Origin of the sequence: Ensifer adhaerens (assembly GCF_002007205.1) — a bacterium.
In the GTDB taxonomy this organism is placed as follows: Bacteria; Pseudomonadota; Alphaproteobacteria; order Rhizobiales; family Rhizobiaceae; genus Ensifer; species Ensifer adhaerens_D.
In genome coordinates, this window is sequence record NZ_LAZS01000006.1 from 157,251 (window position 1) to 180,109 (window position 22,859).

General features: G+C 62.5%; 25 protein-coding genes. 9 read left to right on the forward strand and 16 right to left on the reverse strand.

Features of this window, described 5'->3' with window-relative positions:
- Positions 1 to 321, reverse strand: coding sequence for an NIPSNAP family protein (locus XB14_RS13465; protein WP_077962124.1), 321 nt, complete (start codon positions 319 to 321; stop codon positions 1 to 3).
- A 95-nt stretch (positions 322 to 416) separates the two neighbouring features.
- Between XB14_RS13465 and XB14_RS13470 the strand changes: the two genes are divergently transcribed.
- Positions 417 to 1,097 (forward strand): ArsR/SmtB family transcription factor, encoded by a 681-nt coding sequence (locus XB14_RS13470; protein WP_077962125.1) that lies wholly within the window; start codon positions 417 to 419, stop codon positions 1,095 to 1,097.
- Positions 1,098 to 1,121: 24 nt separating this feature from the next.
- Here the strand turns inward: XB14_RS13470 and XB14_RS13475 are convergent, their stop codons facing one another.
- Positions 1,122 to 1,790, reverse strand: coding sequence for a GntR family transcriptional regulator (locus XB14_RS13475; RefSeq protein ID WP_077962126.1), 669 nt, complete (start codon positions 1,788 to 1,790; stop codon positions 1,122 to 1,124).
- Positions 1,791 to 1,970: 180 nt separating this feature from the next.
- On the opposite strand from XB14_RS13475, the gene XB14_RS13480 reads away from it, so the two are divergent.
- On the forward strand, positions 1,971 to 2,666 hold the full coding sequence (locus XB14_RS13480) for an HAD family hydrolase (RefSeq protein WP_077962127.1): 696 nt from the start codon (positions 1,971 to 1,973) through the stop codon (positions 2,664 to 2,666).
- Positions 2,667 to 2,896: 230 nt separating this feature from the next.
- Positions 2,897 to 4,003, forward strand: a complete 1,107-nt coding sequence (locus tag XB14_RS13485; RefSeq protein ID WP_077962128.1) for an ABC transporter substrate-binding protein — start codon at positions 2,897 to 2,899, stop codon at positions 4,001 to 4,003.
- A gap of 69 nt (positions 4,004 to 4,072) precedes the next feature.
- Here XB14_RS13485 and XB14_RS13490 read toward each other — a convergent pair whose 3' ends face one another.
- Positions 4,073 to 4,624 carry a hypothetical protein gene (locus XB14_RS13490; RefSeq protein WP_077962908.1) on the reverse strand — a complete coding sequence of 184 codons (552 nt, stop codon included), beginning with the start codon at positions 4,622 to 4,624 and terminating at the stop codon, positions 4,073 to 4,075.
- Between the two features lie 281 nt (positions 4,625 to 4,905).
- Here XB14_RS13490 and thrC point away from each other — a divergent pair, with 281 nt between their 5' ends.
- The 4 genes from thrC to XB14_RS13510 all read left to right on the forward strand — a co-directional run bounded on the left by thrC (position 4,906) and on the right by XB14_RS13510 (position 11,450).
- Positions 4,906 to 6,306 (forward strand): threonine synthase, encoded by a 1,401-nt coding sequence (gene thrC / locus XB14_RS13495; RefSeq protein ID WP_077962129.1) that lies wholly within the window; start codon positions 4,906 to 4,908, stop codon positions 6,304 to 6,306.
- Positions 6,307 to 6,322: 16 nt separating this feature from the next.
- Entirely contained in the window at positions 6,323 to 7,624 is a 1,302-nt protein-coding gene (locus XB14_RS13500) for a M16 family metallopeptidase (protein ID WP_077962130.1), read from the forward strand.
- A gap of 305 nt (positions 7,625 to 7,929) precedes the next feature.
- Positions 7,930 to 8,541: a GNAT family N-acetyltransferase gene (locus XB14_RS13505; protein ID WP_077962131.1), complete on the forward strand. Its 612-nt coding sequence runs from the start codon at positions 7,930 to 7,932 to the stop codon at positions 8,539 to 8,541.
- Positions 8,541 to 11,450, forward strand: coding sequence for an EAL domain-containing protein (locus tag XB14_RS13510; RefSeq protein ID WP_077962132.1), 2,910 nt, complete (start codon positions 8,541 to 8,543; stop codon positions 11,448 to 11,450). The genes XB14_RS13505 and XB14_RS13510 overlap by 1 nt, the downstream gene beginning before the upstream one ends.
- A gap of 117 nt (positions 11,451 to 11,567) precedes the next feature.
- On the opposite strand, the gene XB14_RS13515 is transcribed toward XB14_RS13510, so the two are convergent.
- Positions 11,568 to 12,173, reverse strand: coding sequence for a YqgE/AlgH family protein (locus tag XB14_RS13515; RefSeq protein ID WP_077962909.1), 606 nt, complete (start codon positions 12,171 to 12,173; stop codon positions 11,568 to 11,570).
- Positions 12,174 to 12,342: 169 nt separating this feature from the next.
- Here XB14_RS13515 and XB14_RS13520 point away from each other — a divergent pair, with 169 nt between their 5' ends.
- Together XB14_RS13520 and XB14_RS13525 are read left to right on the forward strand one after the other, a co-directional pair.
- Positions 12,343 to 13,185, forward strand: a complete 843-nt coding sequence (locus XB14_RS13520) for a protein-disulfide reductase DsbD domain-containing protein (protein ID WP_077962133.1) — start codon at positions 12,343 to 12,345, stop codon at positions 13,183 to 13,185.
- Between the two features lie 73 nt (positions 13,186 to 13,258).
- Positions 13,259 to 13,744: a peroxiredoxin gene (locus tag XB14_RS13525; RefSeq protein WP_077962134.1), complete on the forward strand. Its 486-nt coding sequence runs from the start codon at positions 13,259 to 13,261 to the stop codon at positions 13,742 to 13,744.
- Positions 13,745 to 13,790: 46 nt separating this feature from the next.
- Here the strand turns inward: XB14_RS13525 and rnhA are convergent, their stop codons facing one another.
- The 12 genes from rnhA to ctaD all read right to left on the reverse strand — a co-directional run bounded on the left by rnhA (position 13,791) and on the right by ctaD (position 22,843).
- On the reverse strand, positions 13,791 to 14,258 hold the full coding sequence (rnhA, locus tag XB14_RS13530; protein ID WP_077962135.1) for a ribonuclease HI: 468 nt from the start codon (positions 14,256 to 14,258) through the stop codon (positions 13,791 to 13,793).
- Positions 14,255 to 15,235: a homoserine kinase gene (locus XB14_RS13535; protein WP_077962136.1), complete on the reverse strand. Its 981-nt coding sequence runs from the start codon at positions 15,233 to 15,235 to the stop codon at positions 14,255 to 14,257. Before XB14_RS13535 ends, rnhA begins: the two co-directional genes overlap by 4 nt.
- A gap of 40 nt (positions 15,236 to 15,275) precedes the next feature.
- A complete protein-coding gene (ispH, locus tag XB14_RS13540) occupies positions 15,276 to 16,286 on the reverse strand; it encodes a 4-hydroxy-3-methylbut-2-enyl diphosphate reductase (RefSeq protein ID WP_077962137.1) in 1,011 nt (336 codons plus the stop codon).
- Positions 16,287 to 16,289: 3 nt separating this feature from the next.
- On the reverse strand, positions 16,290 to 16,655 hold the full coding sequence (locus XB14_RS13545; protein ID WP_077962138.1) for a DUF1304 domain-containing protein: 366 nt from the start codon (positions 16,653 to 16,655) through the stop codon (positions 16,290 to 16,292).
- 51 nt (positions 16,656 to 16,706) lie between these two features.
- The gene (locus XB14_RS13550) at positions 16,707 to 17,474 is read right to left on the reverse strand and encodes an SURF1 family protein (RefSeq protein ID WP_077962139.1); all 768 of its coding nucleotides are present in this window, start codon (positions 17,472 to 17,474) and stop codon (positions 16,707 to 16,709) included.
- Complete coding sequence (locus XB14_RS13555) at positions 17,443 to 17,826, reverse strand: DUF983 domain-containing protein (protein WP_077962140.1); 384 nt, start codon at positions 17,824 to 17,826, stop codon at positions 17,443 to 17,445. Before XB14_RS13555 ends, XB14_RS13550 begins: the two co-directional genes overlap by 32 nt.
- Positions 17,823 to 18,311, reverse strand: a complete 489-nt coding sequence (locus tag XB14_RS13560; RefSeq protein WP_077962141.1) for a L,D-transpeptidase family protein — start codon at positions 18,309 to 18,311, stop codon at positions 17,823 to 17,825. The genes XB14_RS13555 and XB14_RS13560 overlap by 4 nt, the downstream gene beginning before the upstream one ends.
- A gap of 100 nt (positions 18,312 to 18,411) precedes the next feature.
- The gene (locus XB14_RS13565) at positions 18,412 to 19,290 is read right to left on the reverse strand and encodes a cytochrome c oxidase subunit 3 (RefSeq protein WP_077962142.1); all 879 of its coding nucleotides are present in this window, start codon (positions 19,288 to 19,290) and stop codon (positions 18,412 to 18,414) included.
- Positions 19,291 to 19,354: 64 nt separating this feature from the next.
- Positions 19,355 to 19,948, reverse strand: coding sequence for a cytochrome c oxidase assembly protein (locus XB14_RS13570; RefSeq protein ID WP_077962143.1), 594 nt, complete (start codon positions 19,946 to 19,948; stop codon positions 19,355 to 19,357).
- Positions 19,949 to 19,959: 11 nt separating this feature from the next.
- On the reverse strand, positions 19,960 to 20,100 hold the full coding sequence (locus tag XB14_RS32665) for a hypothetical protein (RefSeq protein WP_043619862.1): 141 nt from the start codon (positions 20,098 to 20,100) through the stop codon (positions 19,960 to 19,962).
- Positions 20,100 to 21,056, reverse strand: a complete 957-nt coding sequence (locus XB14_RS13575) for a heme o synthase (RefSeq protein WP_077962144.1) — start codon at positions 21,054 to 21,056, stop codon at positions 20,100 to 20,102. The genes XB14_RS32665 and XB14_RS13575 overlap by 1 nt, the downstream gene beginning before the upstream one ends.
- A gap of 98 nt (positions 21,057 to 21,154) precedes the next feature.
- A complete protein-coding gene (gene ctaD / locus XB14_RS13580) occupies positions 21,155 to 22,843 on the reverse strand; it encodes a cytochrome c oxidase subunit I (protein WP_034801224.1) in 1,689 nt (562 codons plus the stop codon).
- Positions 22,844 to 22,859: the final 16 nt, after the last annotated feature.

Below are 22,859 nucleotides of genomic sequence, written 5' to 3' on the forward strand. Positions count from 1 at the left end.
TCACTTTCCTCCGTGAGGCGACGAGACGTTCTTCAGGAAGATCCGGTCCTCCTTCAGGATAAACCGTTCGCGGCGGGAAAAGGCATAATTCTCCCGACCGAGCGGATCGGCGGAAAGCCTTGCGCGATAGGCCTCGTAGGCCGCAAGGTTCTCGATGTTGTAGACACCGTAGGCCGTCGTCGCCGAACCCTCATGCGGACCGAAATAGCCGATAAGATCGGCGCCGCAGCGCGGGATGACCTCGCCCCAGTTGCGCGAATAGGTGGCGAACTCGTCTTTCTTGAAGGGGTCGATTTTGTAGCGGATGAAGCAGGTGATCATCGTCGTCTCCAGGTCTTTTAGGGCCTTTCGCCCGGTCTTCGATGGAGTGACTATGCCCGCTTGTCTGTCGGGGATGCTTCGATTACCATCGAAGTATGAAAGAAGGTCCTGACATCGCTCTCATCGGTTCGCTGATCGGCGATCCCGCCCGCGCCAACATGCTGACCGCGCTGATGGGCGGCCGCGCCCTGACCGCAACCGAGCTTGCGACCCATGCCGGCATCACGCTGCAGACTGCCAGCTCCCACCTCTCCAAGCTCGAAGCCGGGGGCTTGCTCAGCCAGCGCAAGCAGGGCCGGCACCGCTACTACCAGCTCGCCGAAGACGAAGTCGGCCTGATGCTCGAGAACCTGATGGGCTTTGCCGCAAGCCGCGGCATGAACCGGCACCGGCCGGGGCCGAAGGATCCGGCGCTCCGCAAGGCGCGCGTCTGCTACAATCATCTCGCCGGCGACTATGGCGTGCGCATGTATGACAGCCTGATTGCCGAAAAGCAGATCGAGATCAACGGCGACGACCTGGCGCTGACGCCGGCCGGCCAGAGCCGGATCGAGGCGCTCGGCATCGACTATTCAGCCTTAACGAAGTCCCGACGCCCGATCTGCCGCACCTGTCTCGACTGGAGCGAGCGCCGCTCGCATCTGGCCGGCTCGCTCGGGGAAGCGTTGCTGACGCTGTTCATCGACAAGGGCTGGGCGAAGCGAGAGGCCAACAGCCGCGCCATCCGCTTTACCGCAAACGGCGAGAAGGCTTTCTCCGAGCTGTTTCCGCAATAGGCGGTCGTCCGCGCGAGGCGGACCTTATCCGACGATCGAGAAGGCTTCGCGGGTTTCGCCGGCGGCGGTTCTCACCGGCGTCTTGCCGATCCAGCCGACATGGCGTTCGAGGATCTTGGCGGCCTCGTCTCCTCGGCCCTCCCGCAACGCGGCGAGGATGGCGCGGTGGTCGTGGTCCGTGCGCGCCTCCCAGCTGGTGCGCCAGGCCGAAAACAGGAAGCGTGCGCTTGCCGCATGCAGGTCGTCGATCGCCGCCAGCAGCCGCGGCATGCCGCAAGGCTCGAGGATCAGCCTGTGGAACGCGCGGTTCGCCGCCTCCCAGGAGCGCACGTCGCGCGAGGTGTCGGCGGCGGCCGTCGCCGCTTCGGCCCGGTCGAGGATCGCCGCTGTCAGATGCGGGATGGCATGGCGAAGCGCCAGAACCTCCAGCACGGCGCGCATTTCGGCGACCTCCCTCACCTCCTTCAAGTCGAAGGAGGCGACGCGAACGCCGCGGCGCGGTTCGCTGACGGCAAGGCCCTGGGCCTCCAGCCGTCGAAAGGCTTCGCGAACGGGAACGTGGCTCGCACCGAATTCCTCGGCGATATGATCCTGCCGCAAGCGCTCCCCGGGCATCAGCAAACCGGAGATGATCCGCTCGGCCAGGGCCTTGCTGATGCGACTTGCGAGCGTATCGTCCTGCTGCTTTTCCATCGCCTACTGATAGAGCCGCGAAACAATGCTGTCGAGCAAGCGCACGGGCGGTTTCGATAATTTCCAATGGTTGAGCTTTGGCGTGCCATCGTATAAAAGCTCTGCCGTACGAAAGCCCCGCGCCGCGCGAACATTCCTCCCCCCGCCTGCGGCGCCTCTCCTCCCAGGGAACTGTTCCATATGACCGGTATCGATCTCATCATTTTTGATTGCGACGGCGTTCTCGTCGATTCCGAAATCATCGCATCGGAAGTCGAAGCAGCACTGCTGACAGAAGCGGGTTACCCGATCAGCGTCGAGGAAATGGCGGAGCGTTTTGCCGGCATGACCTGGCACAACACGCTGCTACAAATCGAGAAGGAAGCGAGCATCCCGCTTTCGGCCCAGCTCATCAGCAAGGTCGACGTCATCCTCGACGAGCGCCTTTCCCGCGACGTCCAGATCATCGAGGGCGTCAAGCCGATGCTGGCGCAACTGACGCTGCCGCACTGCATCTGCTCCAACTCGACCTCGGCGCGGCTTGCCATGATGCTCGGCAAGGTCGGCATCAAGGACCATTTCGGCCGCCACATCTATTCTGCACGCGACCTCGGTCCCGATCGCGTCAAGCCGAAGCCGGACATCTTCCTGCATGGCGCCAAGCAGATGGGCGTAGCCCCGTCGCGCGTGCTGGTGATCGAGGATTCGGTGCACGGCATCCACGGCGCACGCGCAGCCGGCATGCGCGTCATCGGCTTCACCGGCGGTTCGCACACCCATCCCTCGCATGCCGACCAGCTGACCGAAGCCGGTGCGGAAACGGTGATTTCGCGCATGACGGCGCTGCCGGGCGTGATCGCAGCACTTTCCGAATGGTCGGAGTCGTTGACGGCCTGAGTGGCCGCAGGCGGCCGAGAACCGCCCCACCCCTTTCGCCCCGGCTTTCTCGGCCGGAGCGGGAAAGAAGCCTTCGGCCAGCAGGGCAGACGTCCAATTAGACGCCGCGGGACATGATGACACATTGCAGTGGCGTCACGTCCCCTGGAAAATCTTCCCGGTTTTCGAGAAGCCGCGCACGAGGGCCATACCAAGCAAGCCCCATCGGGGTATTTTTAGGAGGAAACACAATGCGTCTTTCAATGTTGACCGGGCTGACCCTGGCGGCCAGCGTCGCCTTCGGCCCGCGTGCCTTCGCCGATATCACCATTGGCGTGATCACGCCGCTCACCGGCCCGGTCGCGGCCTATGGCGAGCAGGTGAAGAACGGCGCGGAAACGGCCGCAGACGAGATCAACAAGGCTGGCGGCATCAACGGCGAGAAGATCGTGCTGAAGCTGCTCGACGACGCCGGTGACCCGAAGCAGGCCGTTTCGGTTGCCAACCAGGCAGCCGGTGAAGGCATTCGCTTCGTCGTCGGTCCGGTTCTGTCGGGCACGTCGATGGCGGCTTCCGACGTTCTTGCCGAGAACGGCATCCTGATGGTGACGCCGACCGCAACCACGCCCGACCTCACCACCCGCGGTCTCTGGAACGTTCTGCGCACCTGCGGCCGCGACGACCAGCAGGCCGAAGTCGCCGCTGCCTATGTGGTCAAGAACCTCAAGGACAAGAAGGTCGCCGTACTGCACGACAAGGCGCCCTACGGCAAGGGCCTCGCTGACGGCTTCAAGAAGTCGATCAACGCCGGCGGCATCACCGAAGTCGTCTATGAAGGCCTGAACCCGGGCGACAAGGACTTCAGCGCCATCGTTACCCGTTTGAAGTCCGAAAACGTCGAAGTCGTCTACTTCGGTGGCTACCATCCGGAGGGCGGCCTGCTCGCACGCCAGATGCACGACCAGGGCGTGAAGGCACAGATCTTCGGCGGCGACGGCCTGTCGAACACCGAGTTCTGGGCAATCGGCGGCGAAGCTGCGACCGGCACGGTCTACACCAACGCCAGCGACGCGACGAGCAACCCGGCGTCGGCGCCTGCCGTCGAAGCGCTGAAGGCGAAGAACATCCCCGCCGAAGCCTTCACGCTCAACGCCTATGCTGCCGTTCAGGTGCTGAAGGCCGGCATCGAAAAGGCCGGCTCGGCCGAAGACGCGACCGCGGTTGCAACCGCGATCAAGTCGGGCGAAGGGATCGACACGGTTCTCGGCAAGCTGACCTACAGCGAAGCCGGCGACCTCACCTCTCAGGCTTTCTCGCTCTACAAGTGGGAAGGCGGCAAGAGCGTTCCGGCCGAGTAAGCCGAACGTGACGGAAATGAAAACGCCGGGGCTAGCCCCGGCGTTTTCTTGTGCGGCACAGGCCGCAGCTTACTTCTTCTTGCCCTTGGCTGGCGGGCCTTCGTCGAAGCCGACATAGACGGTGACGTTGGAGCCGGCGCCGGCCGGCAGCGTCACGTTCGCCTTGGTGAAGACGAACTGCCCGGATCCGGTCGAGGGGATTTCCGCGGAATGTTGCGTCAGCTCGGAATAGAGCGTCTTGTCTTCGTCCGTCGCCGCAACGCGGATCGGCATCGTGACCTTGCCGGGACCGCCCGCCGGTCCGCTGACCACCCGTCCCTGGACCACGACGGTCATCGTCAATGCGCCTTCACTCTGCACGCATTGGCGCGTGGTATCGGCGAGAGAGGCCTGGTAGACGACCTTGGTCGGGTCGTTCTTGGCGCCCTTGGCGTAGCTGGTGAACACCGAAGTGCCGTCGCGCAGGACGACCTGCGGGCACGCGGCCTGGATGACGGCGGGCGTCGGAGCGGCGGCACTGCCGCCTGCATCGATCGCACCGCCGGATTGCGTCTTGTTGCAGCCGGCGAGGACCGCGAGAAAAGATATTGCGAGAACAGGCCGGGATACTTTGCCAAACACGTTGAACAACCTCTGCTGGACCGGTTGAAACTCCTTGACCGAAATCTCGGCCGGAAGACCTTTCATGGCCTTCGGGCATCGTCTATAGCAGCGACAATCTGAAAAATCGATTGGGTCAGTCCGTCCCTCCTGATTTTTCCGAAGCTAGATTTGCGACCGGAAATTGGGTCGGTGACAAGAATAGATGCAGACTTTGTCAAGGACTGACGCAATAAGACGAGCATGTCGCGACGACGTTTCCCAGGGTCGCCGCAATCCTTGAGGTGGGACGAAGGACAATCATGGTGAAGTATATATCGACGCGCGGCGAAGCCGCTCCTCTCGGCTTCTGCGACGCGCTGCTTGCCGGTCTCGCGCGCGATGGCGGTCTCTATCTCCCCAAGGAATGGCCGAAGTTTTCCAAGAAGGACATCCGAGGCTTGCGCGGCAAGTCCTATCAGGAGATCGCCTTTGCCGTGCTCGAACCCTTCACCAACGGCGAGATCCCGGCGGCGAAGTTTCGCGAAATGATCGACGAGGCCTACGCCACCTTCCGCCACCCGGCGGTGGCGCCGCTCGTCCAGACGGGGCCGAACGCCTTCGTCATGGAGCTTTTCCACGGCTCGACGCTCGCCTTCAAGGACGTGGCGATGCAACTGCTCGCCCGGCTGATGGACTATGTGCTGACGGAGCGCGGCGAGCGCGCCACGATCGTCGGCGCAACCTCGGGCGACACGGGCGGTGCAGCGATCGACGCCTTTGCCGGGCGCGAGAGCACCGATATCTTCATCCTCTTTCCGCACGGCAAGGTGTCGCCGGTGCAGCAGCGGCAGATGACCACCTCGAAGGCACCGAACGTCCATGCCATCGCCGTCAAAGGCAACTTCGACGATTGCCAGAACCTCGTCAAATCGATGTTCAACGACGCTGCCTTCCGCGATCGCGTCAAGCTTTCGGGCGTGAATTCGATTAACTGGGCACGCATCATGGCCCAGATCGTCTATTACTTCACGACCGCGGTCGCCCTCGGCGGGCCGGACCGCAAGATCTCCTTCACGGTCCCGACCGGCAATTTCGGCGACATCTTCGCCGGTTACGTCGCCAAGCGCATGGGCCTGCCGATCGACAAGCTGGTGATCGCCACCAACGAGAACGACATCCTCGCCCGCACGCTGAAGACCGGCCGCTACGAGATGCGCGACGTCAAGGCGACCACCGCACCGTCGATGGACATTCAGATTTCGTCGAACTTCGAACGGCTCCTGTTCGAGGCGAACGATCGCGACCCCGGCGAAATCCGCTCGGCGATGGACGGGCTGAAACAGTCCGGCTCCTTCACCATTCGCGAAAAGGCGCTGAAGGCGATCCGCAAGGAGTTCCGCGCCGGGCGCGCCTCGGAAAAGGAAGTTGCCAAGACCATCGCAAAGACGCTTGCAGACACCGGCTATCTGCTCGATCCGCACAGCGCCGTCGGCGTCTTCGTCGCCGCCAAACACGAGAAGGCGTCCGCTCCTATGGTGACGCTTGCCACCGCCCATCCGGCGAAATTCCCGGACGCGGTAAAATCGGCAAGTGGTATTGACCCGGCGCTTCCGACGTGGCTTGCTGACCTGATGAACAGGGAGGAGCGTTTCGATATCCTGGATCCGGACCTGAAAACCGTCGAGAACTTTATCGGCGAGCGTACCCGCCTCCGGGGGTAAGAACGAGAAGAAACGTATGATGAAAGTTGAGTGCACCCGGCTCCCTTCCGGGTTGACGGTGGTAACCGAGCAGATGCCGCATCTCGAAAGTGTGGCGCTCGGCGTGTGGATCAAGTCCGGTTCGCGCAATGAAACCCTCGGCGAACATGGCATTGCCCACCTGCTGGAGCACATGGCTTTCAAGGGCACCGCGCGGCGCACTGCCCGCCAGATTGCCGAAGAGATCGAAAACGTCGGTGGCGAGGTCAATGCTGCGACCTCGACCGAAACGACCTCCTATTATGCCCGGGTTCTCAAGGATCACGTCCCGCTCGCGGTCGACATCCTCGCCGACATTCTGACGGAATCGACGTTCGACGACGAGGAACTGCGCCGCGAGAAGCACGTGATCCTGCAGGAGATCGGCGCTGCCGACGACACGCCCGACGATGTCGTCTTCGACCGCTTCGCCGAGACCGCCTATCGCAATCAGACCGTCGGCCGGCCGATCCTCGGCACGCCGGACACGGTCATGTCGTTCTCCGCCGACCAGATCCGGCACTATCTCGGCCGCAACTACACGACCGACCGCATGTTCGTGGTCGCCGCCGGCGCCGTCGAACACGAATCCTTTGTTCGCCAGGTCGAAGAACGCTTCTCGTCATTGCCGCGCACACCGATCGCAACGCCCGTGCTCGAAACTGCCCTCTACACCGGCGGCGAGAGCCGCGAAACCCGCGACCTAATGGACGCGCAGGTGCTGCTCGGCTTCGAAGGCAAGGCCTATCACGCCCGCGACTTTTACTGCTCGCAGATCCTCGCCAACATCCTCGGCGGCGGCATGTCCTCGCGCCTCTTCCAGGAAGTGCGCGAGCATCGCGGCCTCTGTTACTCCGTCTATGCCTTCCACTGGGGCTTCTCCGACACGGGCATTTTCGGCGTGCACGCGGCGACCGGCGGCGAAAACCTGCCGGAACTCATGCCCGTCATCGTCGACGAGCTCAGGAAATCCTCGATGAACATCGAGCAACAGGAAATCGAGCGCGCCCGCGCCCAGATCCGCGCACAGCTCCTGATGGGCCAGGAAAGCCCGGCCGCGCGCGCCGGCCAGATCGCCCGCCAGATGATGCTCTACGGCCGTCCGATCCCGAACGAAGAACTGATGGAGCGCCTTTCCGGCATCACCATCGAACGCCTGACCGACCTTGCCGGCCGGCTGTTCTTCGATACAACGCCGACGCTTTCGGCGATCGGTCCGTTGGAACAGCTTGCCCCGATGAACGACATCCTGTCGTCCCTGACCGGCAAGGCCACCGTCCCGCACGCCGTCGCAAGCTAGGCCGGTTCTTAAGGGTCGGGCGTCGTTTCATCAAAACGGTGACGTGATCCCGGCCTCCCGAACATCGAGCAATTTCGGACCGGAGGCCCTTTCACGCGCCGCCCGGAGATTGCTCTCGGCCGACCGACCCACCGCGGATGACGACAGCGTGTCCGAATAGTGAAGTCTTTGCACCTTTTCGCAAAATCGGATTCGATTTGCGCGCAAAGTTGTGCAACGTTTCGCTTTGTGACAGCGCAAGCACGCGCTGCCGGGCGGATGATAAAAGGTTCCCGCGCGTAAACTGGACGGCCTTGGAGGCAGCTATGACACGATCGGTTTTTCGGTTCCTGTCGCGGCAGCCGGAGACGATCGAAATTGCCGACCAGAACTACCTTCTGCGCCTCCCCCGCTACTCCGACTATCGCCAGTGGTATCAGCTCCGGAGCGACAGTCGCGCCTTCCTGGAACCGTGGGAGCCGACCTGGCGCACCGACGAAATGACCGAGAGCGCTTTTCGCGGAAGGGTCATCCGCAACGAGCAGGAATATGCCTCCGGCCAGGCGGTGCCGCTCTTCCTTTTCCACAAGCCAGGCGAGGTGCTGCTCGGCGGACTGACGATCGGCCATATCCGCCGTGGCGCCGGGCAAAACTGCATGATCGGCTACTGGATGGGCGCGCGCCACGCCGGCAACGGCCACATGTTTGCGGCCCTCAAGCTCGCGATCCCCTACATCTTTTCGACCCTTGAGTTGCACCGTATTGAAGCAGCCTGTATTCCGGACAACTCAAGAAGCATCCGGCTCCTTGAAAAGGCCGGTTTTGAGCGTGAAGGCTACTTAAGACAGTACTTGAGAATCAACGGCCAGTGGCGGGACCACGTGCTCTTTTCTCTCCTGTCCGACGATGCCCTACCGAACAGGAATATGCCCCTTTGATGCCTCTAGCCCGCTCGCCCTTCGCCTGGTCAGCCTTAAAGCTGGCAGCGTTTCTGATAACGCTCACGACGATTTTCTGTGCGCTCGGCGGCGCGGCCCAGGCCCTTGAGCCGGTCAAGATCTCCCGCGAGGACACGGCACTCGATCTGACGGCGACCACCGAAATCTACAGCGGCCGCAACGAAGCTTTCCAGGTTTCGACAGCACCTGGAACCGACGGCATCGTGCGCCGCATCGAAGTGCGTTCGAACAGCCCGGACCATCAAGGCGACTGGGCCGTGTTCGCGCTCGCCAACGTTTCGGCCGAACCGCTCGACCGCGTGATCGTCGCGCCGCATTTCCGACTGGTGAATTCCAAGCTCTTCTGGCCGGACCTCGGCTCCAAGCGCATTCTTTCGATCACGCCCAGCGAAGGCTCCGCGCTCAGCCGCGAACCGAGCGACGAGGCGGACGTCTTCCGCATCACGCTGGCGCCGGGCGTCATCATCACTTTCGTCGCCGAACTCGCGACGCCGGAGCTGCCGCAGATCTACCTCTGGGAGCCGGACTCCTACAAGGATACGGTCAACGCCTTCACGCTCTATCGCGGCATCGTGCTCGGCATTGCCGGCCTGCTTGCGGTGTTCTTGACCATCCTTTTCGTCGTCAAGGGAACCTCGATGCTGCCGGCAACGGCAGCGCTTGCCTGGGCCGTTCTCGCCTATATCTGCGTCGACTTCGGCTTCTTGTCGAAGCTGATCAGCGTAACGGCGGGGGACGAGCGAATATGGCGAGCGGGCACCGAGGTATTCCTCGCGGCCGGCCTCGTCATCTTCCTGTTCACCTATCTCAACCTCAACCGCTGGCACCAGCATCTGGGCTACGCAACGCTTGCATGGATCCTCGGCCTCGGCCTGCTGTTCGGCGTCGCCGTCTACGACCCGGCGATCGCCGCCGGCATCGCCCGTCTTTCCTTCGCGCTGACCGGCACGGTCGGCATCGTGCTGATCGCCTATCTCGGTTTCAACCGCTACGACCGCGCGATCCTTCTCGTTCCCGCCTGGCTGCTCATTCTCGTCTGGCTGTTCGGCGCCTGGCTGACGGTCACCGGCCAGCTCGCCAACGACATAGTGCAGCCCGCGCTCGGCGGCGGCCTGGTGCTCATCGTGCTGCTGATCGGCTTCACCGTCATGCAGCATGCGGTCGCCGGCAGCGGCTACCAGCAGGGCCTGTTCTCCGATCTCGAGCGCCAGTCTCTGGCGCTCACCGGCTCCGGCGATACCGTCTGGGACTGGGACGTCGCACGCGACCGGGTGGTGACCATGCCCGATATCTCCACCCAGCTCGGGCTCTCGCTCGGCAGCATGCACGGCCCCTTGCGCAACTGGTTGCCGCGGCTCCACCCTGATGATCGCGACCGCTTCCGCGCCACGCTCGACGTGCTTCTCGAGCGCCGCCGCGGCAAGCTCAACCACGAATTCCGCGTGCGCGCCGAGGACGGCCACTATCACTGGCTCTCGATCCGTGCCCGGCCGGTGCTTGGCGCCAACGGCGAAATCATCCGCTGCGTCGGCACGATCATCGACATCACCGAACAGCGCAATTCGGTCGAGCGGCTGCTGCACAATGCGCTTCTCGACAATCTCACCGGCCTTCCGAACCGCCAGGTGTTCCTCGACCGGCTGCAGGCGATGCTTTTGATGGCCGACGGCAGCAATTCCGTGCGCCCGACGGTTCTCGCCATCGACATCGATCGCTACAAGCAGGTCAACGATCTGCTCGGCATTGCCGCCGGCGACAACATCCTGATCGCGCTGACGCGGCGCCTGCGCCGGCTGCTGCGGCCGCAGGATACTCTGGCGCGTCTCGGCGGCGACCAGTTCGGCCTGATCCTTATGTCCGAGCGCGATCCCGCCAAGGTCGCCGATTTCGCCGATGCGGTCAGCAAGGCGATCATGGTGCCGCTCAACTACGGCAACCGCGAAATCAACCTGACGGCATCGATCGGTCTCGTTTCCTGGCTCGATCAGGAGCAGAGTGCAGCCGGCCTGCTCGACGATGCCGAACTCGCCATGTTCCGCGCCAAGAAGGAAGGCGGCAACCGCGTCGAGCCGTTCCGCCCGGCCTTCCGCACCTCAGGGTCGGACCGGATGCAGCTCGAAGCCGATCTCAAGAAGGCGATCGAGCGCAAGGAGCTTTCGCTCGTTTACCAGCCGATCGTGCGGCTGAACGACGCCGAGATTGCCGGCTTTGAGGCCTTGATGCGCTGGGACCACCCCAAGCGCGGCAATATCTCGCCGACAGAGTTCATCCCGATCGCCGAGAACTCCGACCTCATCAACCAACTCGGCATGTTCGCCTTCGACCGGGCGACGAGCGACCTGACGGAATGGCAGTTGCAAACCGGCGACCTGCCGATCTTCGTCTCGATCAATCTTTCGAGCGCGCAGCTGCTCAACAACGAGCTCTATGACGACGTTCGCGCCATCCTCACCAAGAACCGTTGTGACCCGGGCAAGGTGAAGATGGAGCTGACGGAATCGCTCGTGATGGAAAATCCCGAGCAGGCCCGCCTCGTACTCGAAAAGCTGAAGGAAGCCGGCCTCAAGCTGGCGCTCGACGACTTCGGTACGGGCCATTCGTCTCTCTCCTACCTCACCCGCTTCCCCTTCGACACGATCAAGATCGACAAGGCGCTGGTGCGTGACCCGAGCGACAAGCGCGGCATTCTGTTGCGCTCGGTGATCACCATGGCGCGCGAGCTCGACATGCAGGTGGTGGCCGAGGGTATCGAATCCGAGGACGATGCGATCCAGCTGTCGCAGATGGGCTGCGATTATGGACAGAGCTTCCTCTTCGGTCCGCCGATCGGTTCGGAATCGATCCAGCGGCTGCTGAAAGAACGCTTTCCGCTGATGAAGCGGGCGTGAGTTCGCCGAGGCGGCGCCGCTCAGCGCGCAGGCCATCTTCTCCAAGCCCGTCGGTCACAGCCCGACGGGCTTTTCATTTCTGCATCAAGGATCTGGAAAAGGTCGGCTAACCGCCAGTCAGGCGTGGCCGGCATCCATGGAGAGCATCGCCGCCGAGACGCCCATCAGCGCCAGTGCCCGGTCGTATTTGTCGTCGAGCGCCTTGTCGAAGATCAGCTCATCGCGTGCCGGGCATGTGAGCCAGCCATTCTGGGTAATTTCCGATTCGAGCTGGCCCGGTCCCCACCCGGCATAACCAAGCATCATCGTCGCCCGGACAGGGCCTTCCCCGCGCGAAATGGCGCGGACGATGTCGAGCGTTGCCGTCAGGCAGATATCGTCGCTGACGGGAATGCTTGAGTCACTCAGGTAATCGTCGGAATGAAGCACGAAACCGCGCCCGGTCTCGACCGGGCCGCCCGCCTGAATCTGGAAATCCCGCGTGATCTGCGGAAGCCGGATAGCCTCATCCTCGTCGAGCAGATCGAGATGAAGCAGCACGTCGGGGAAGGTCAGCTGCTGCGGCCGGTTGAGCACGAAGCCCATGGCGCCATCGTCCGAATGGGCGCAAATGAAGATGACGGTGCGGGCGAAATTGGCGTCAAACATTCCGGGCATGGCGATCAGAAACTGACCGTCAAGAAAGCCTCGCTCGCGTCTTTTTTGCGCCATCGGAGTTGCCATCATACGAACAGCCTACCAATTCGCCGCGAAATGAAAAGCGCCTCAGCGTCGCGGCCTTCAAATATTGCACGCACGGCGTTCACCTCTGCGTGTGCGATCAAGCAATTATGATCATTGCTTGCCCTGGAGCGTCTGGAGCGCTTTCGGCAAAAGCGATATTGCTTCCGGCATGTTTCAGCGCTCCACACACCACAACATGGCCCAGCTCATCGGCGCGGCAAGTCTCATGGCTGCATTTTTTCTGCCGATACCGACCAAGGCGGCCACCAGCGAGTGGGTCGCCTCGCCAGGCGGCATGATCCGGCTGGTGGCAGCGCCACCAAAGGCGAATGGCACCATACCGGCGACGCTTGAGATCAAGCTCAACCCCGGCTGGAAGACCTATTGGCGGGAGCCCGGCGCAAGCGGCATTCCCCCGCAGGTGACGCTCGATCCCGCAGGCGGCGTCGTGCTCGAGAAGATCGGCTTCCCGGTGCCGAAAACATTCGATGACGGCGTCGTGCGCTATGTCGGCTACGACAAGTCGGTCGCCTTTCCCCTGACGCTGAAACGGGTCAGCGGCAAGGGCGACGTCACCATTCGCGCTTCCGTGTTTCTCGGAATCTGCGAGGACATCTGCATCCCGGTTCAAGGGGAGCTGACGCTGGCCTTGAAGCAGGATGGCTTCGACAATCCGCTCGACGGCGCGCGCATCGAAGATGCCGTGGCCGCGCTGCCGGAAGCGCCGTCGGCTGATTTTTCCGTGACGTCGAGCCGATACGACGCGGACAAGGCCACGCTGCATCTGTCCGTGCGCCTGCCCGCCGACGGCCACGATCCGGAACTCTTTCTCGCCGGGCCTCCCGGGTTTTCGTTCGGCAGACCTGAGGTCCAGCCCGCCAGGGACAGAGAGGTAAACGCAGCCGTGCCGATCAAGCTCACGGGCAAGGACAGGGAACTGAAAGGCAAGCCGATCGTTTTGACTGTGCGCGCCCAAGGCCGCAGCATGGAGACGACGCTTGCCTTTGATTAGCGCGCATCTATAGTCCGCCGAGTTCTCCGACATGCGCGGAGAAACGAGACGCAAGCAACGCAAGGAGAGTGCCGTGACCATTGCCGTCGGAGACAAGCTGCCAGCCGCAACCTTCAAGGAAAAGACCGCCGACGGTCCGGTCGAGGTCACCACCGACCAGCTCTTTGCCGGCAAGCGTGTCGTCCTCTTCGCCGTTCCCGGCGCGTTCACACCCACCTGCTCGCTCAACCATCTGCCCGGTTACCTCGAAAACCGCGACGCGATCCTTTCCCGCGGCATCGATGACATCGCCGTCGTCTCCGTCAACGACCTGCATGTCATGGGCGCCTGGGCGACCACCTCGGGCGGCATGGGTAAGATCCACTTCCTCTCGGACTGGAACGCAGCTTTCACCAAAGCGCTCGGCATGGACATCGATCTGTCGGCCGGCACGCTCGGCGTGCGTTCGAAGCGCTATTCGATGCTGGTCGAGGACGGCGTGGTAAAGACGCTCAACCTCGAAGAAAGCCCCGGCCAGGCGACCGTTTCGGGCGCCGCTGCGATGCTCGAACAGCTCTGAGCGCAGAAGTAAATGCAAATGGAAACGGGCCTCAGCGGCCCGTTTTTCATTTCACGAGAAGAGAATCGGACCGGCGGCCCTTCTTGTAGGGCTCCATGCCCTTGCGGGCGAGTTCGTCGGCGCGCTCGTTTTCGGGATGGCCGGCATGGCCCTTGACCCAGTGCCAGGTCACCTTGTGCCGCCGGTTGGCTTCGTCCAAGCGCTGCCAGAGTTCGCCGTTCTTCACCGGCTTCTTGTCCGCGGTCTTCCAGCCGTTCTTCTTCCAGCCGTGGATCCACTTGGAGATGCCGTCCATCACATATTTGCTGTCGGTGTAGAGATCGACCTCGCAGGCGCTCTTCAGCGCGTCGAGCGCCGAGATCGCCGCCAGCAGCTCCATGCGGTTGTTGGTGGTCTCGGCCTCGCCACCGGAGAGGTCCTTTTCCACCTCGCCATAGCGCAGCACCGCGCCCCAGCCGCCCGGACCCGGATTGCCCGAGCAGGCACCGTCGGTGAAGATATCGACATGTTTCATGCCTGCCCCCCGTCGCGGCGCAGGCCATATTCGGCGCTGGAAGCGATTGCCCGGTGGAAGCGGATCTTCGTCAGATATTCGAGCGGATCCTTCTTGACCACGAGCGCCCCGGCAGGTGTCGTAAGCCAGTCGTAGAGGCGCGTCAGGAAGAAACGCAGCGCCGAGCCGCGGCAAAGCAGCGGCAGGGCGTCGACCTCGGCCGGCGTCAGCTTGCGCACGCTCTCGTAGCCCGAAAGCATCGCCATGCCCTTGGTGATGTTGTAGGAGCCGTTCTTCTCGAAGCACCAGGAATTGAGGCAGACGGCAACGTCATAGGCGAGGTAGTCGTTGCAGGCGAAATAGAAGTCGATCAGGCCGGAAAGCTGGTCGCCGAGGAAGAAGACGTTGTCCGGGAAGAGATCGGCGTGGATGACGCCGTCCGGAAGCGATTTCGGCCAGTGGCGCTCCAGGTGCTCAAGCTCCGCCGATATCTCGTCCTTGAGACCTGCCTGCACCTCGTCGGCGCGCGCCTCGGAATTGACCCAGAGCGGCCGCCAGCCGCCGACGGACAGCGCATTGGCGCGCTTCAGCGCGAAGCCCTCGCCGGCGAGATGCATGGCGGCGAGCGCCTTGCCGACTTCATGGCAATGCCTGGCTTCGGGCTTCCGGAGCCACATACCCTCGAGGAAAGAGATGACGGCGGCAGGGCGGCCGGAGAGCTCGCCAAGCAGTTCGCCATCGGCGCGCGGCAAGGGCAGCGGGCAGGACAGTCCGCCCTCGGCCAGGTGATGCATCAGCCCCAGGAAGAACGGCAGGTCATCGGCATTCACGCGCTTTTCGTAGAGCGTGAGGATGTAGGAACCCTTGGTCGTGTGCAGCAGGAAATTGGAATTCTCGACCCCCTCGGCAATCCCCTTGTAGGAGGTCAGCTGGCCGACGTCATAGGCGGCGAGAAAACGGGCGAGATCGTCTTCCGTGATATCGGTGTAAACGGCCAAGGTTGTCCACTCTCAAGAAAATGCGGGCAGGAAATACGGCTTATTCGCCGTTGACGAAGGCCATGTCGGCTGAAGTCAGCGGCACGTGACGGATCTCGCGGTTGACGAGGAAGTTCTCGTTTTCCTCGACCGTATCGGCAAGTTCCACCTTCGCGTCGTAGCGTTCGCGAAACGCCTCGATGATCTCGTTGACGATCACCTCAGGCGCCGACGCTCCGGCCGATAGGCCGACGGTAGCGATATCGCCGATCTCGTCCCAGTCGATTTCCGACGCGCGCTGGACCAGCACGGATTTCTTCGCGCCGGCCCGCAGCGCCACTTCGACGAGGCGCTTGGAATTGGATGAGTTGGGCGCGCCGACGACCAGGAACAGGTCGCAGCCGGGTGCAGCCTGCTTCACCGCCTCCTGGCGGTTGGTGGTGGCATAGCAGATCGAATCGGCGGCCGGCGCCGTCAGGTTCGGGAAGCGCTCGTGCAGCCGCTTGATGACGCCGGCCGTGTCGTCGACCGACAGCGTCGTCTGGGTGACGAAACCGAGATTGTCCGGATCCGGCGGCTGGTAGACGTCGGCGTCCTCGACGGTCTCGACCAGCGAGACCGCGCCCTCCGGCAATTGGCCCATGGTGCCGATCACTTCGGGATGACCCGCATGGCCGATCAAGACGACGTGGCGGCCGAGACGGTTGTGGCGCATCGCCTGCTTGTGGACCTTGGAGACCAGCGGACAGGTGGCATCGAGATAGAAGAGGTTGCGGGCATCCGCATCGGCGGGCACCGATTTCGGCACGCCATGGGCGGAGAAGACCACCGGCTGCTTGCGGTGTTCCGGCGGGATTTCGTCGAGCTCCTCGACGAAGATTGCGCCCTTGGCTTCGAGGCCTTCGACGACGTAGCGATTGTGGACGATCTCATGGCGGACATAGACCGGTGCGCCGAATTCCTTCAGCGCCAGGACGACGATCTGGATCGCGCGGTCGACGCCGGCGCAGAAGCCGCGCGGGCCGCAAAGGCGGATGGTGATCGGGGATTTTTCTGCCGCTGATGATGCCATGGATCAGGATGCCATTAGTAGGAAAACGAGCGCTGCAATCGCCGGGCCGCCCTGGATGAGGAGGATGCGCGGCTTGACCGACCACGCGCCATATATAGCGGCAACGACCACGCACACAAGAAAGAACACCTTCAGCTGAAAGGCAAAGGAGGCTTCCGCCTGGATCAACGACCAGAACACGCCGGCGGCAAGAAAGCCGTTATAGAGCCCCTGATTGGCGGCGAGCACCCGTGTCGTCTCGGCCTGTTCCGGTGTCATGCGGAAGACCGCCCTTCCCTTCGGACCGGTCCACAGGAACATTTCCAGCACCAGAAAGCCGACATGCAGCAAGCCGGTCAAGGCAATCAGTGTGTTCGCGATGATCGTCATCGTTGCCCTCGCGGTCGTCACACCAGCGTTACCATGACGGCAAGCGCGCGGCTATCGCCCCCGCCGAAACGCGTAGACGCCGCTGACCAGAACCAGCGCGCCTGCCAACCCATACCAGGTCAGGGCATATTGCAGGTGGTTGTTGGGCAGGTCGAACTGGGTGACGCCGCCGATCGGGAGACCACCGGGATTGGGCGCCGCATCGGCATCGACGAAAAACGGCACGACCTTGTCGGTGGGAAGGCCGACCGAAGACGCCATCGTGTCGAGATCCTTCCAGTAGAAGATGTTCTTGGCGAGGTCGTTGTCGGGAACGAGCGACGACGGCTTTCCGTCAAGCTTCGGCCTTGCAAGACCATGAACGCCAACGAACGCGGGAAGCTCGCCGGCAAGCCGGGTCGATGCATCCTTCTGCTCGAAAGGCACGAAACCGCGATTGACGAAGAGAAAACGGTCGTCGTCCAGCCGTAGCGGCGTGAAGACGTAATAGCCGGTGCGGCCATTGAACGTCGCGAAGAAATGCCGCTCCTTGGTGTGGTCGAACCCACCGGTCACCGAAACCGTGCGGTAGTCGATGTCGCCACCATCAGCGAGGATCTTCTCGATCTCGGCAAGCGTCGCCGGCGGCGCAGACCTGCGCTCGGCCATGGCTGAAAGCAGGCCTTCCTTCCAGTGCAGCCGCTGCATCTGCCAGGTACCGAGAGAGACAAGAATGGCAAATGTCGCGACGAGCAGCAGCAACGTGCCGATGCGGCCGATCAGGCCACGCTTTTTGCTGGTCGCGATCTCAGCCACGGTCGATCTCGCCGGGACGCGCATTGTTGCGATATTGCAGGTTGATCAGGATACCCTTCAGCATCCGCGTCAGGCCGAGGCTGAAAATCACCGCAAGCGGGATCCACAAGATGAAATGCAGCCAGAGCGGCGGGTTGAAGTTGACCTCCGCCCAGAGCGCCGCGCCGACGACAATGAAACCGACGATCAGGATCACGAAGACCACCGGACCGTCGCCGGCATCGGCGAAACGGTAATCGAGGTCGCAGCTTGCGCAGGCGGGCTTCACCTTGAGGAAGCCATCGAAGAGCTTGCCCTGGCCGCAGCGTGGGCAGAGCCCCTTGATCCCGGTCATCACCGGATCCACCGGCGGGAAATGTGCCTTGTCTTCACTCACGGCTTGATCTCGATTGGCGTGTTGTTGGGGACCAGTGCCCAGATTTCATCCATTTCGGCATTGGTAACGGCAACGCAGCCATTCGTCCAATCGAAGCGCTGCGTCAAAAAGGCCAGCCAGCCGAAATAATTGGGCTGGCCATGGATCATGATCATGCCGCCCGGATCGACACCGTTCGCGGCAGCGGCAGAGACATCGGCCGGCGCCGGATAAGAGACGTGGATGGACTTGTAGTAACCGCTGCCGGGATTGCGCCAGTCGAGAGAATAGAGCCCTTCCGGCGTCCTCTGGTCTCCCTCCTGACGCTTGTGACCGATGGGGTTGCCGCCGAGCGCAACCGTGTATTCACGGATCACCTGGTCACCTTGGAAGAGCTGCAACAGCCGCCGCTCCTTGTGCACGACAACCCTGTCCGCGCTATCGGCCGCCGCAGCGGGAAAGCCGCCGGATACCACTAGCGTCGCAGCCACCAAGGCCAACCTCATTTCCGTCTCCCCTCAAGCCGATCTGCGGGCACACCACCAAAAGAACAAGGCGGCTGCATGACTGCAACCGCCTTGTTCCTTGACTTAGATGCTCGCGCTATCAGCCGTGCGCGATCGGCGCGCCCCAGCTTCCCCAGATGTAGATGGAGAAGAACAGGAACAGCCAGACGACGTCAACGAAGTGCCAGTACCAGGCGGCGGCTTCGAAACCGAAGTGCTGCTTCGGCGTGAAATCGCCACGCAGCGCACGAACCAGGCAGACAAGCAGGAAGATCGTGCCGACCAGAACGTGGAAGCCGTGGAAACCGGTCGCCATGAAGAAGGTCGCGCCGTAGATCGAGTCCTTGAAGGCGAACGGAGCGTGAGCGTACTCGTAGCCCTGGACGAAGGAGAACAGCACGCCGAGAACGACCGTCAGCGTCAGGCCGTTGACGAGGCCCTTGCGGTCATTGTGCAGCAGTGCGTGGTGTGCCCAGGTGACCGTCGTACCCGAAAGCAGCAGGATGACGGTGTTGTAGAGCGGCAGGTGCCACGGATCGAGCACTTCGATGCCCTTCGGCGGCCAGACGCCGCCGGTGAAGGTGGCGCGGGTTGCCTGGATGGCTTCGCCAGGGAACAGGCTCGCATCGAAGAAGGCCCAGAACCAGGCCGCGAAGAACATCACTTCCGAAGCGATGAACATGATCATGCCGTAGCGCAGGTGCAGCGAGACGACGCGGGTGTGGTGACCCTCGTGCGCTTCCTTCACCGTGTCCGACCACCAGCCATACATGGTGTAGAGGACGATGATGAGGCCTGCGAGCAGGATCCAGACGTTGGCGAGCTCGAAGCCGAAGATCTTCAGCGAGCTGCCCGACAGGTAGCGCATGTAGCAGATGCCGCCGAACGCCATGACGAAGGCGCCGATCGAGGCAAGCAGCGGCCAGGGGCTCGGGTCGATGATGTGGTAGTCGTGATTCTTCTGATGCGCACCGGCCATGTCAGTAATCCCCGATATGTCTCTCTCTTGTCGCCTTTCCGGCATAGCCGAAAAGGACCTCCAGTCAAAGTTTGTTCTCTTCCGTCTTCACCTGTGCGACCGGTTTCGACGGTTCGCGCGGATAGAAGGTGTAGGAAAGCGTCAACGTCTTGATGTCCTTGGTTTCCACCGCCTTGACGATGTCCGGATCGACGAAGAACACCACCGGCATCTCCATCTCCTCTCCCGGCTGCAGCGTCGTCTCGGTGAAGCAGAAGCATTGCACCTTGTTGAAATAGGCGCCCGCCTGCATCGGCGTGACGTTGAAGGTCGCCTGACCTGTCGTCGGCTTAGACGACAGGTTCTTCGCCTTGTACATCACCTGCACGGTCTCGCCGATGCGGATGTCGATGTCACGCTGGACCGGCTTGAACTCCCAGGGCAGGCCGCCCGAGGTGTTGGCGTCGAAAGTAACCTTCACCTTTTCGTCCAGGATGACGTCGGATGCCTGCTCGACGCGCTGCGTCGTGCCGTTGTAACCGGTGACGCGGCAGAACATGTCGTAAAGCGGCACCGCCGCATAGGCCATGCCGACCATGCCGCCGACAAAGGCCAGGCAGGTGCCGACGACGACGCGGTTGGAGCGCTGCTTGGAGGCCGTTTCCGGTGAATTCGTCATGCCAGTTTGCCTCAGTTGACCATGCCGTTGCCGAACTTGATCAGCGTGACGATGTAGAAGAGGACGACGAGGCCGAAGAGCACGAAGCCGAGCGCGATGTTGCGGCCGCGGCGCGATTTCTTCTGGGCATCAGTGAGCTTGACGGTTTCCATCAGGCAATACTCCCGGCGTTCAGCCAGACATTGACGATCAGGTGATCCGCCATCAGGGCGGAGAAGATCACGAAAAGGTACATGATCGAGAAGGCGAATAGCTTCTTGGCTGGCAGCATGCGCTCGTCCGATTCCGGCATGCGCAGCACGCCGATCGAGTACCAGACGAAGCCGAGGCCGAGGGCCGTTGCGAAGATGCCGTAACCGATGCTCGCGAAACCGAGCAAGGTGGGACAGATGCCAATGAGAGCGGTCAGAACCGCATAGATGACGATCTGCTTCTTGGTGGTCGCCTGGCCGCAGACGTTCGGCATCATCGGCACGCCGACGGCGCCGTAGTCGCCCATCTTGAACAGCGCCAGCGCCCAGAAATGCGCCGGGGTCCACAGGAAGGTGATGAGGAACAGCACGATGCTTTCGATCGATACCGCGCCGGTCACGCAGGCCCAGCCGATCATCGGCGGGAAGGCGCCGGCAGCACCGCCGATGACGATGTTCTGCGGCGTCGAGCGCTTCAGCCACATCGTGTAGATGACCACGTAGAAGAAGATGGTGAAGGCGAGCAACCCGGCTGCGAGCCAATTGACGGCGAGCCCGAGGATGATCACGGAAAAGGCAGACAGCGTCAGACCGAAGGCCAGCGCTTCCTGCGGCAGGATCTTGCCGGCCGGGATCGGGCGCTTGGCGGTACGGCTCATGACCGCGTCGATGTCGGCGTCATACCACATGTTGAGCGCGCCGGAGGCGCCTGCACCGACGGCGATGCAGAGGATGGCGATGAAACCGATGAAGGGATTGATGTGTCCTGGTGCCAGCACCAGTCCGGCGAATGCCGTGAAGACGACGAGGGACATGACACGCGGCTTCAAAAGCTCGAAATAATCGCGCGCAGAGGCTTCGGACAGGCGCGCTACGCCTTCCATGCCGACTGCTTCGTGATTGTCGATGACCGTCATGTCCTGTCCCTGCTTTAGTCCCGGCCGCAAGGGCCGTGTGTCGCCGGTTTCCCGGCGGGGTGAAGCCGCCGGAACCGGCGGCTTCTGTTGGTTGCCCGTCACTTGATGCGCGGGAGCTGTTCCCACTGGTGGAACGGCGGCGGCGAAGACAGCTGCCATTCCAGAGTGTTCGCGCCCTCGCCCCACGGGTTGTCGCCAGCGACGCGCTTCTTGGCGAAGGCTTCGAAGACGCCGAAGAGGAAGATCAGCACGCCGACGGCTGCGATGTACGAGCCGTAGGACGAAACCATGTTCCAGCCGGCATAGGCATCCGGATAGTCGATGTAGCGGCGCGGCATGCCGGCGAGGCCGAGGAAATGCTGCGGGAAGAAGATCAGGTTCACGCCGATGAACATGACCCAGAAGTGCAGCTTGCCGACGAACTCGGAGTACATGTAGCCGGTCATCTTCGGGAACCAGTAGTACCAGGCAGCGAAGATCGCGAACACGGCGCCGAGCGACAGAACGTAGTGGAAGTGCGCAACCACGTAGTAGGTGTCGTGCAGCGAGCGGTCGAGGCCGGCGTTGGCGAGCTGAACGCCCGTGACGCCACCGACGGTGAACAGGAAGATGAAGCCGATCGCCCAGACCATCGGGGTCGTGAAGCGGATCGAACCACCCCACATCGTCGCGATCCACGAGAAGATCTTAACGCCGGTCGGAACAGCGATGACCATCGTCGCGAAGACGAAGTAGCGCTGCGTGTCGAGCGACATGCCGACGGTGTACATGTGGTGTGCCCACACGATGAAGCCGACGGCGCCGATCGCGACCATGGCGTAGGCCATGCCGAGGTAGCCGAAGATCGGCTTGCGCGAGAAGGTGGAAACGATGTGGCTGACGATGCCGAAGCCCGGCAGGATCAGGATGTAAACTTCCGGGTGACCGAAGAACCAGAACAGGTGCTGGAACAGGATCGGGTCGCCGCCGCCTTCAGGCGCGAAGAAGGCCGTGCCGAAGTTGCGGTCGGTGAGCAGCATGGTGATGCCGCCTGCCAGAACCGGCAGCGAGAGCAGAAGCAGGAAGGCGGTGATCAGAACCGACCAGGCAAAGAGCGGCATCTTGTGCAGCGTCATGCCCGGAGCGCGCATGTTCAGGATCGTGGTGATGAAGTTGATCGCACCGAGGATCGAGGACGCGCCGGCAATGTGCAGGCCGAGGATGACGAAGTCCATCGCCGGTCCTGGCATACCCGATGTCGAGAATGGCGGATAGATCGTCCAGCCGCCTCCCGCGCCATAGGCACCGGCCGGGCCCTCGACGAACATCGAAAGCAGCACCAGCAGGAAGGCCGGAATGATCAGCCAGAAAGAGATGTTGTTCATGCGCGGGAACGCCATGTCCGGCGCACCGATCATGATCGGAACCATCCAGTTGGCGAAGCCACCGATCAGCGCCGGCATGACCATGAAGAAGATCATGATGAGCGCGTGCGCGGTCGTGAACACGTTGAACATGTGCTTGCCGCCATCGATGGCAGCATCGCCCTCGAAGCCGTAAACCATCTGCGCCAGACCGTGGAAGATCTGGATGCCCGGCTCCTGCAACTCGGCGCGCATGAAGATCGACAGCGTGCCGCCGATGATGCCCGCGAAAATCGCGAAGATCAGGTAAAGCGTGCCGATGTCCTTGTGGTTGGTCGACAGGAACCAGCGCTGGAAGAAGCTCAAAGGCTTGTGCGCATGGTCTGCGTGACCATGATCGGAGTGATCATGGCGTTGATCGTGATGAACGGCTGTTCCAGCCATGGGTCGAGCTCCCCTT

Coding starts and splice junctions, on each gene's coding strand:
- XB14_RS13500 (WP_077962130.1), top strand. CDS start 6,323: ATGATGAAAGTTGAGTGCACCCGGCTCCCTTCCGGGTTGACGGTGGTA.
- XB14_RS13510 (WP_077962132.1), top strand. CDS start 8,541: ATGCCTCTAGCCCGCTCGCCCTTCGCCTGGTCAGCCTTAAAGCTGGCA.
- XB14_RS13505 (WP_077962131.1), top strand. CDS start 7,930: ATGACACGATCGGTTTTTCGGTTCCTGTCGCGGCAGCCGGAGACGATC.
- XB14_RS13465 (WP_077962124.1), bottom strand. CDS start 321: ATGATCACCTGCTTCATCCGCTACAAAATCGACCCCTTCAAGAAAGAC.
- XB14_RS13485 (WP_077962128.1), top strand. CDS start 2,897: ATGCGTCTTTCAATGTTGACCGGGCTGACCCTGGCGGCCAGCGTCGCC.
- rnhA (WP_077962135.1), bottom strand. CDS start 14,258: ATGAAACATGTCGATATCTTCACCGACGGTGCCTGCTCGGGCAATCCG.
- thrC (WP_077962129.1), top strand. CDS start 4,906: ATGGTGAAGTATATATCGACGCGCGGCGAAGCCGCTCCTCTCGGCTTC.
- XB14_RS13475 (WP_077962126.1), bottom strand. CDS start 1,790: ATGGAAAAGCAGCAGGACGATACGCTCGCAAGTCGCATCAGCAAGGCC.
- XB14_RS13565 (WP_077962142.1), bottom strand. CDS start 19,290: ATGGCCGGTGCGCATCAGAAGAATCACGACTACCACATCATCGACCCG.
- ctaD (WP_034801224.1), bottom strand. CDS start 22,843: ATGGCTGGAACAGCCGTTCATCACGATCAACGCCATGATCACTCCGAT.
- XB14_RS13545 (WP_077962138.1), bottom strand. CDS start 16,655: ATGACGATCATCGCGAACACACTGATTGCCTTGACCGGCTTGCTGCAT.
- XB14_RS13550 (WP_077962139.1), bottom strand. CDS start 17,474: ATGCGCGTCCCGGCGAGATCGACCGTGGCTGAGATCGCGACCAGCAAA.
- XB14_RS13480 (WP_077962127.1), top strand. CDS start 1,971: ATGACCGGTATCGATCTCATCATTTTTGATTGCGACGGCGTTCTCGTC.
- ispH (WP_077962137.1), bottom strand. CDS start 16,286: ATGGCATCATCAGCGGCAGAAAAATCCCCGATCACCATCCGCCTTTGC.
- XB14_RS13575 (WP_077962144.1), bottom strand. CDS start 21,056: ATGACGGTCATCGACAATCACGAAGCAGTCGGCATGGAAGGCGTAGCG.
- XB14_RS13560 (WP_077962141.1), bottom strand. CDS start 18,311: ATGAGGTTGGCCTTGGTGGCTGCGACGCTAGTGGTATCCGGCGGCTTT.
- XB14_RS32665 (WP_043619862.1), bottom strand. CDS start 20,100: ATGGAAACCGTCAAGCTCACTGATGCCCAGAAGAAATCGCGCCGCGGC.
- XB14_RS13515 (WP_077962909.1), bottom strand. CDS start 12,173: ATGGCAACTCCGATGGCGCAAAAAAGACGCGAGCGAGGCTTTCTTGAC.
- XB14_RS13520 (WP_077962133.1), top strand. CDS start 12,343: ATGTTTCAGCGCTCCACACACCACAACATGGCCCAGCTCATCGGCGCG.
- XB14_RS13470 (WP_077962125.1), top strand. CDS start 417: ATGAAAGAAGGTCCTGACATCGCTCTCATCGGTTCGCTGATCGGCGAT.
- XB14_RS13570 (WP_077962143.1), bottom strand. CDS start 19,948: ATGACGAATTCACCGGAAACGGCCTCCAAGCAGCGCTCCAACCGCGTC.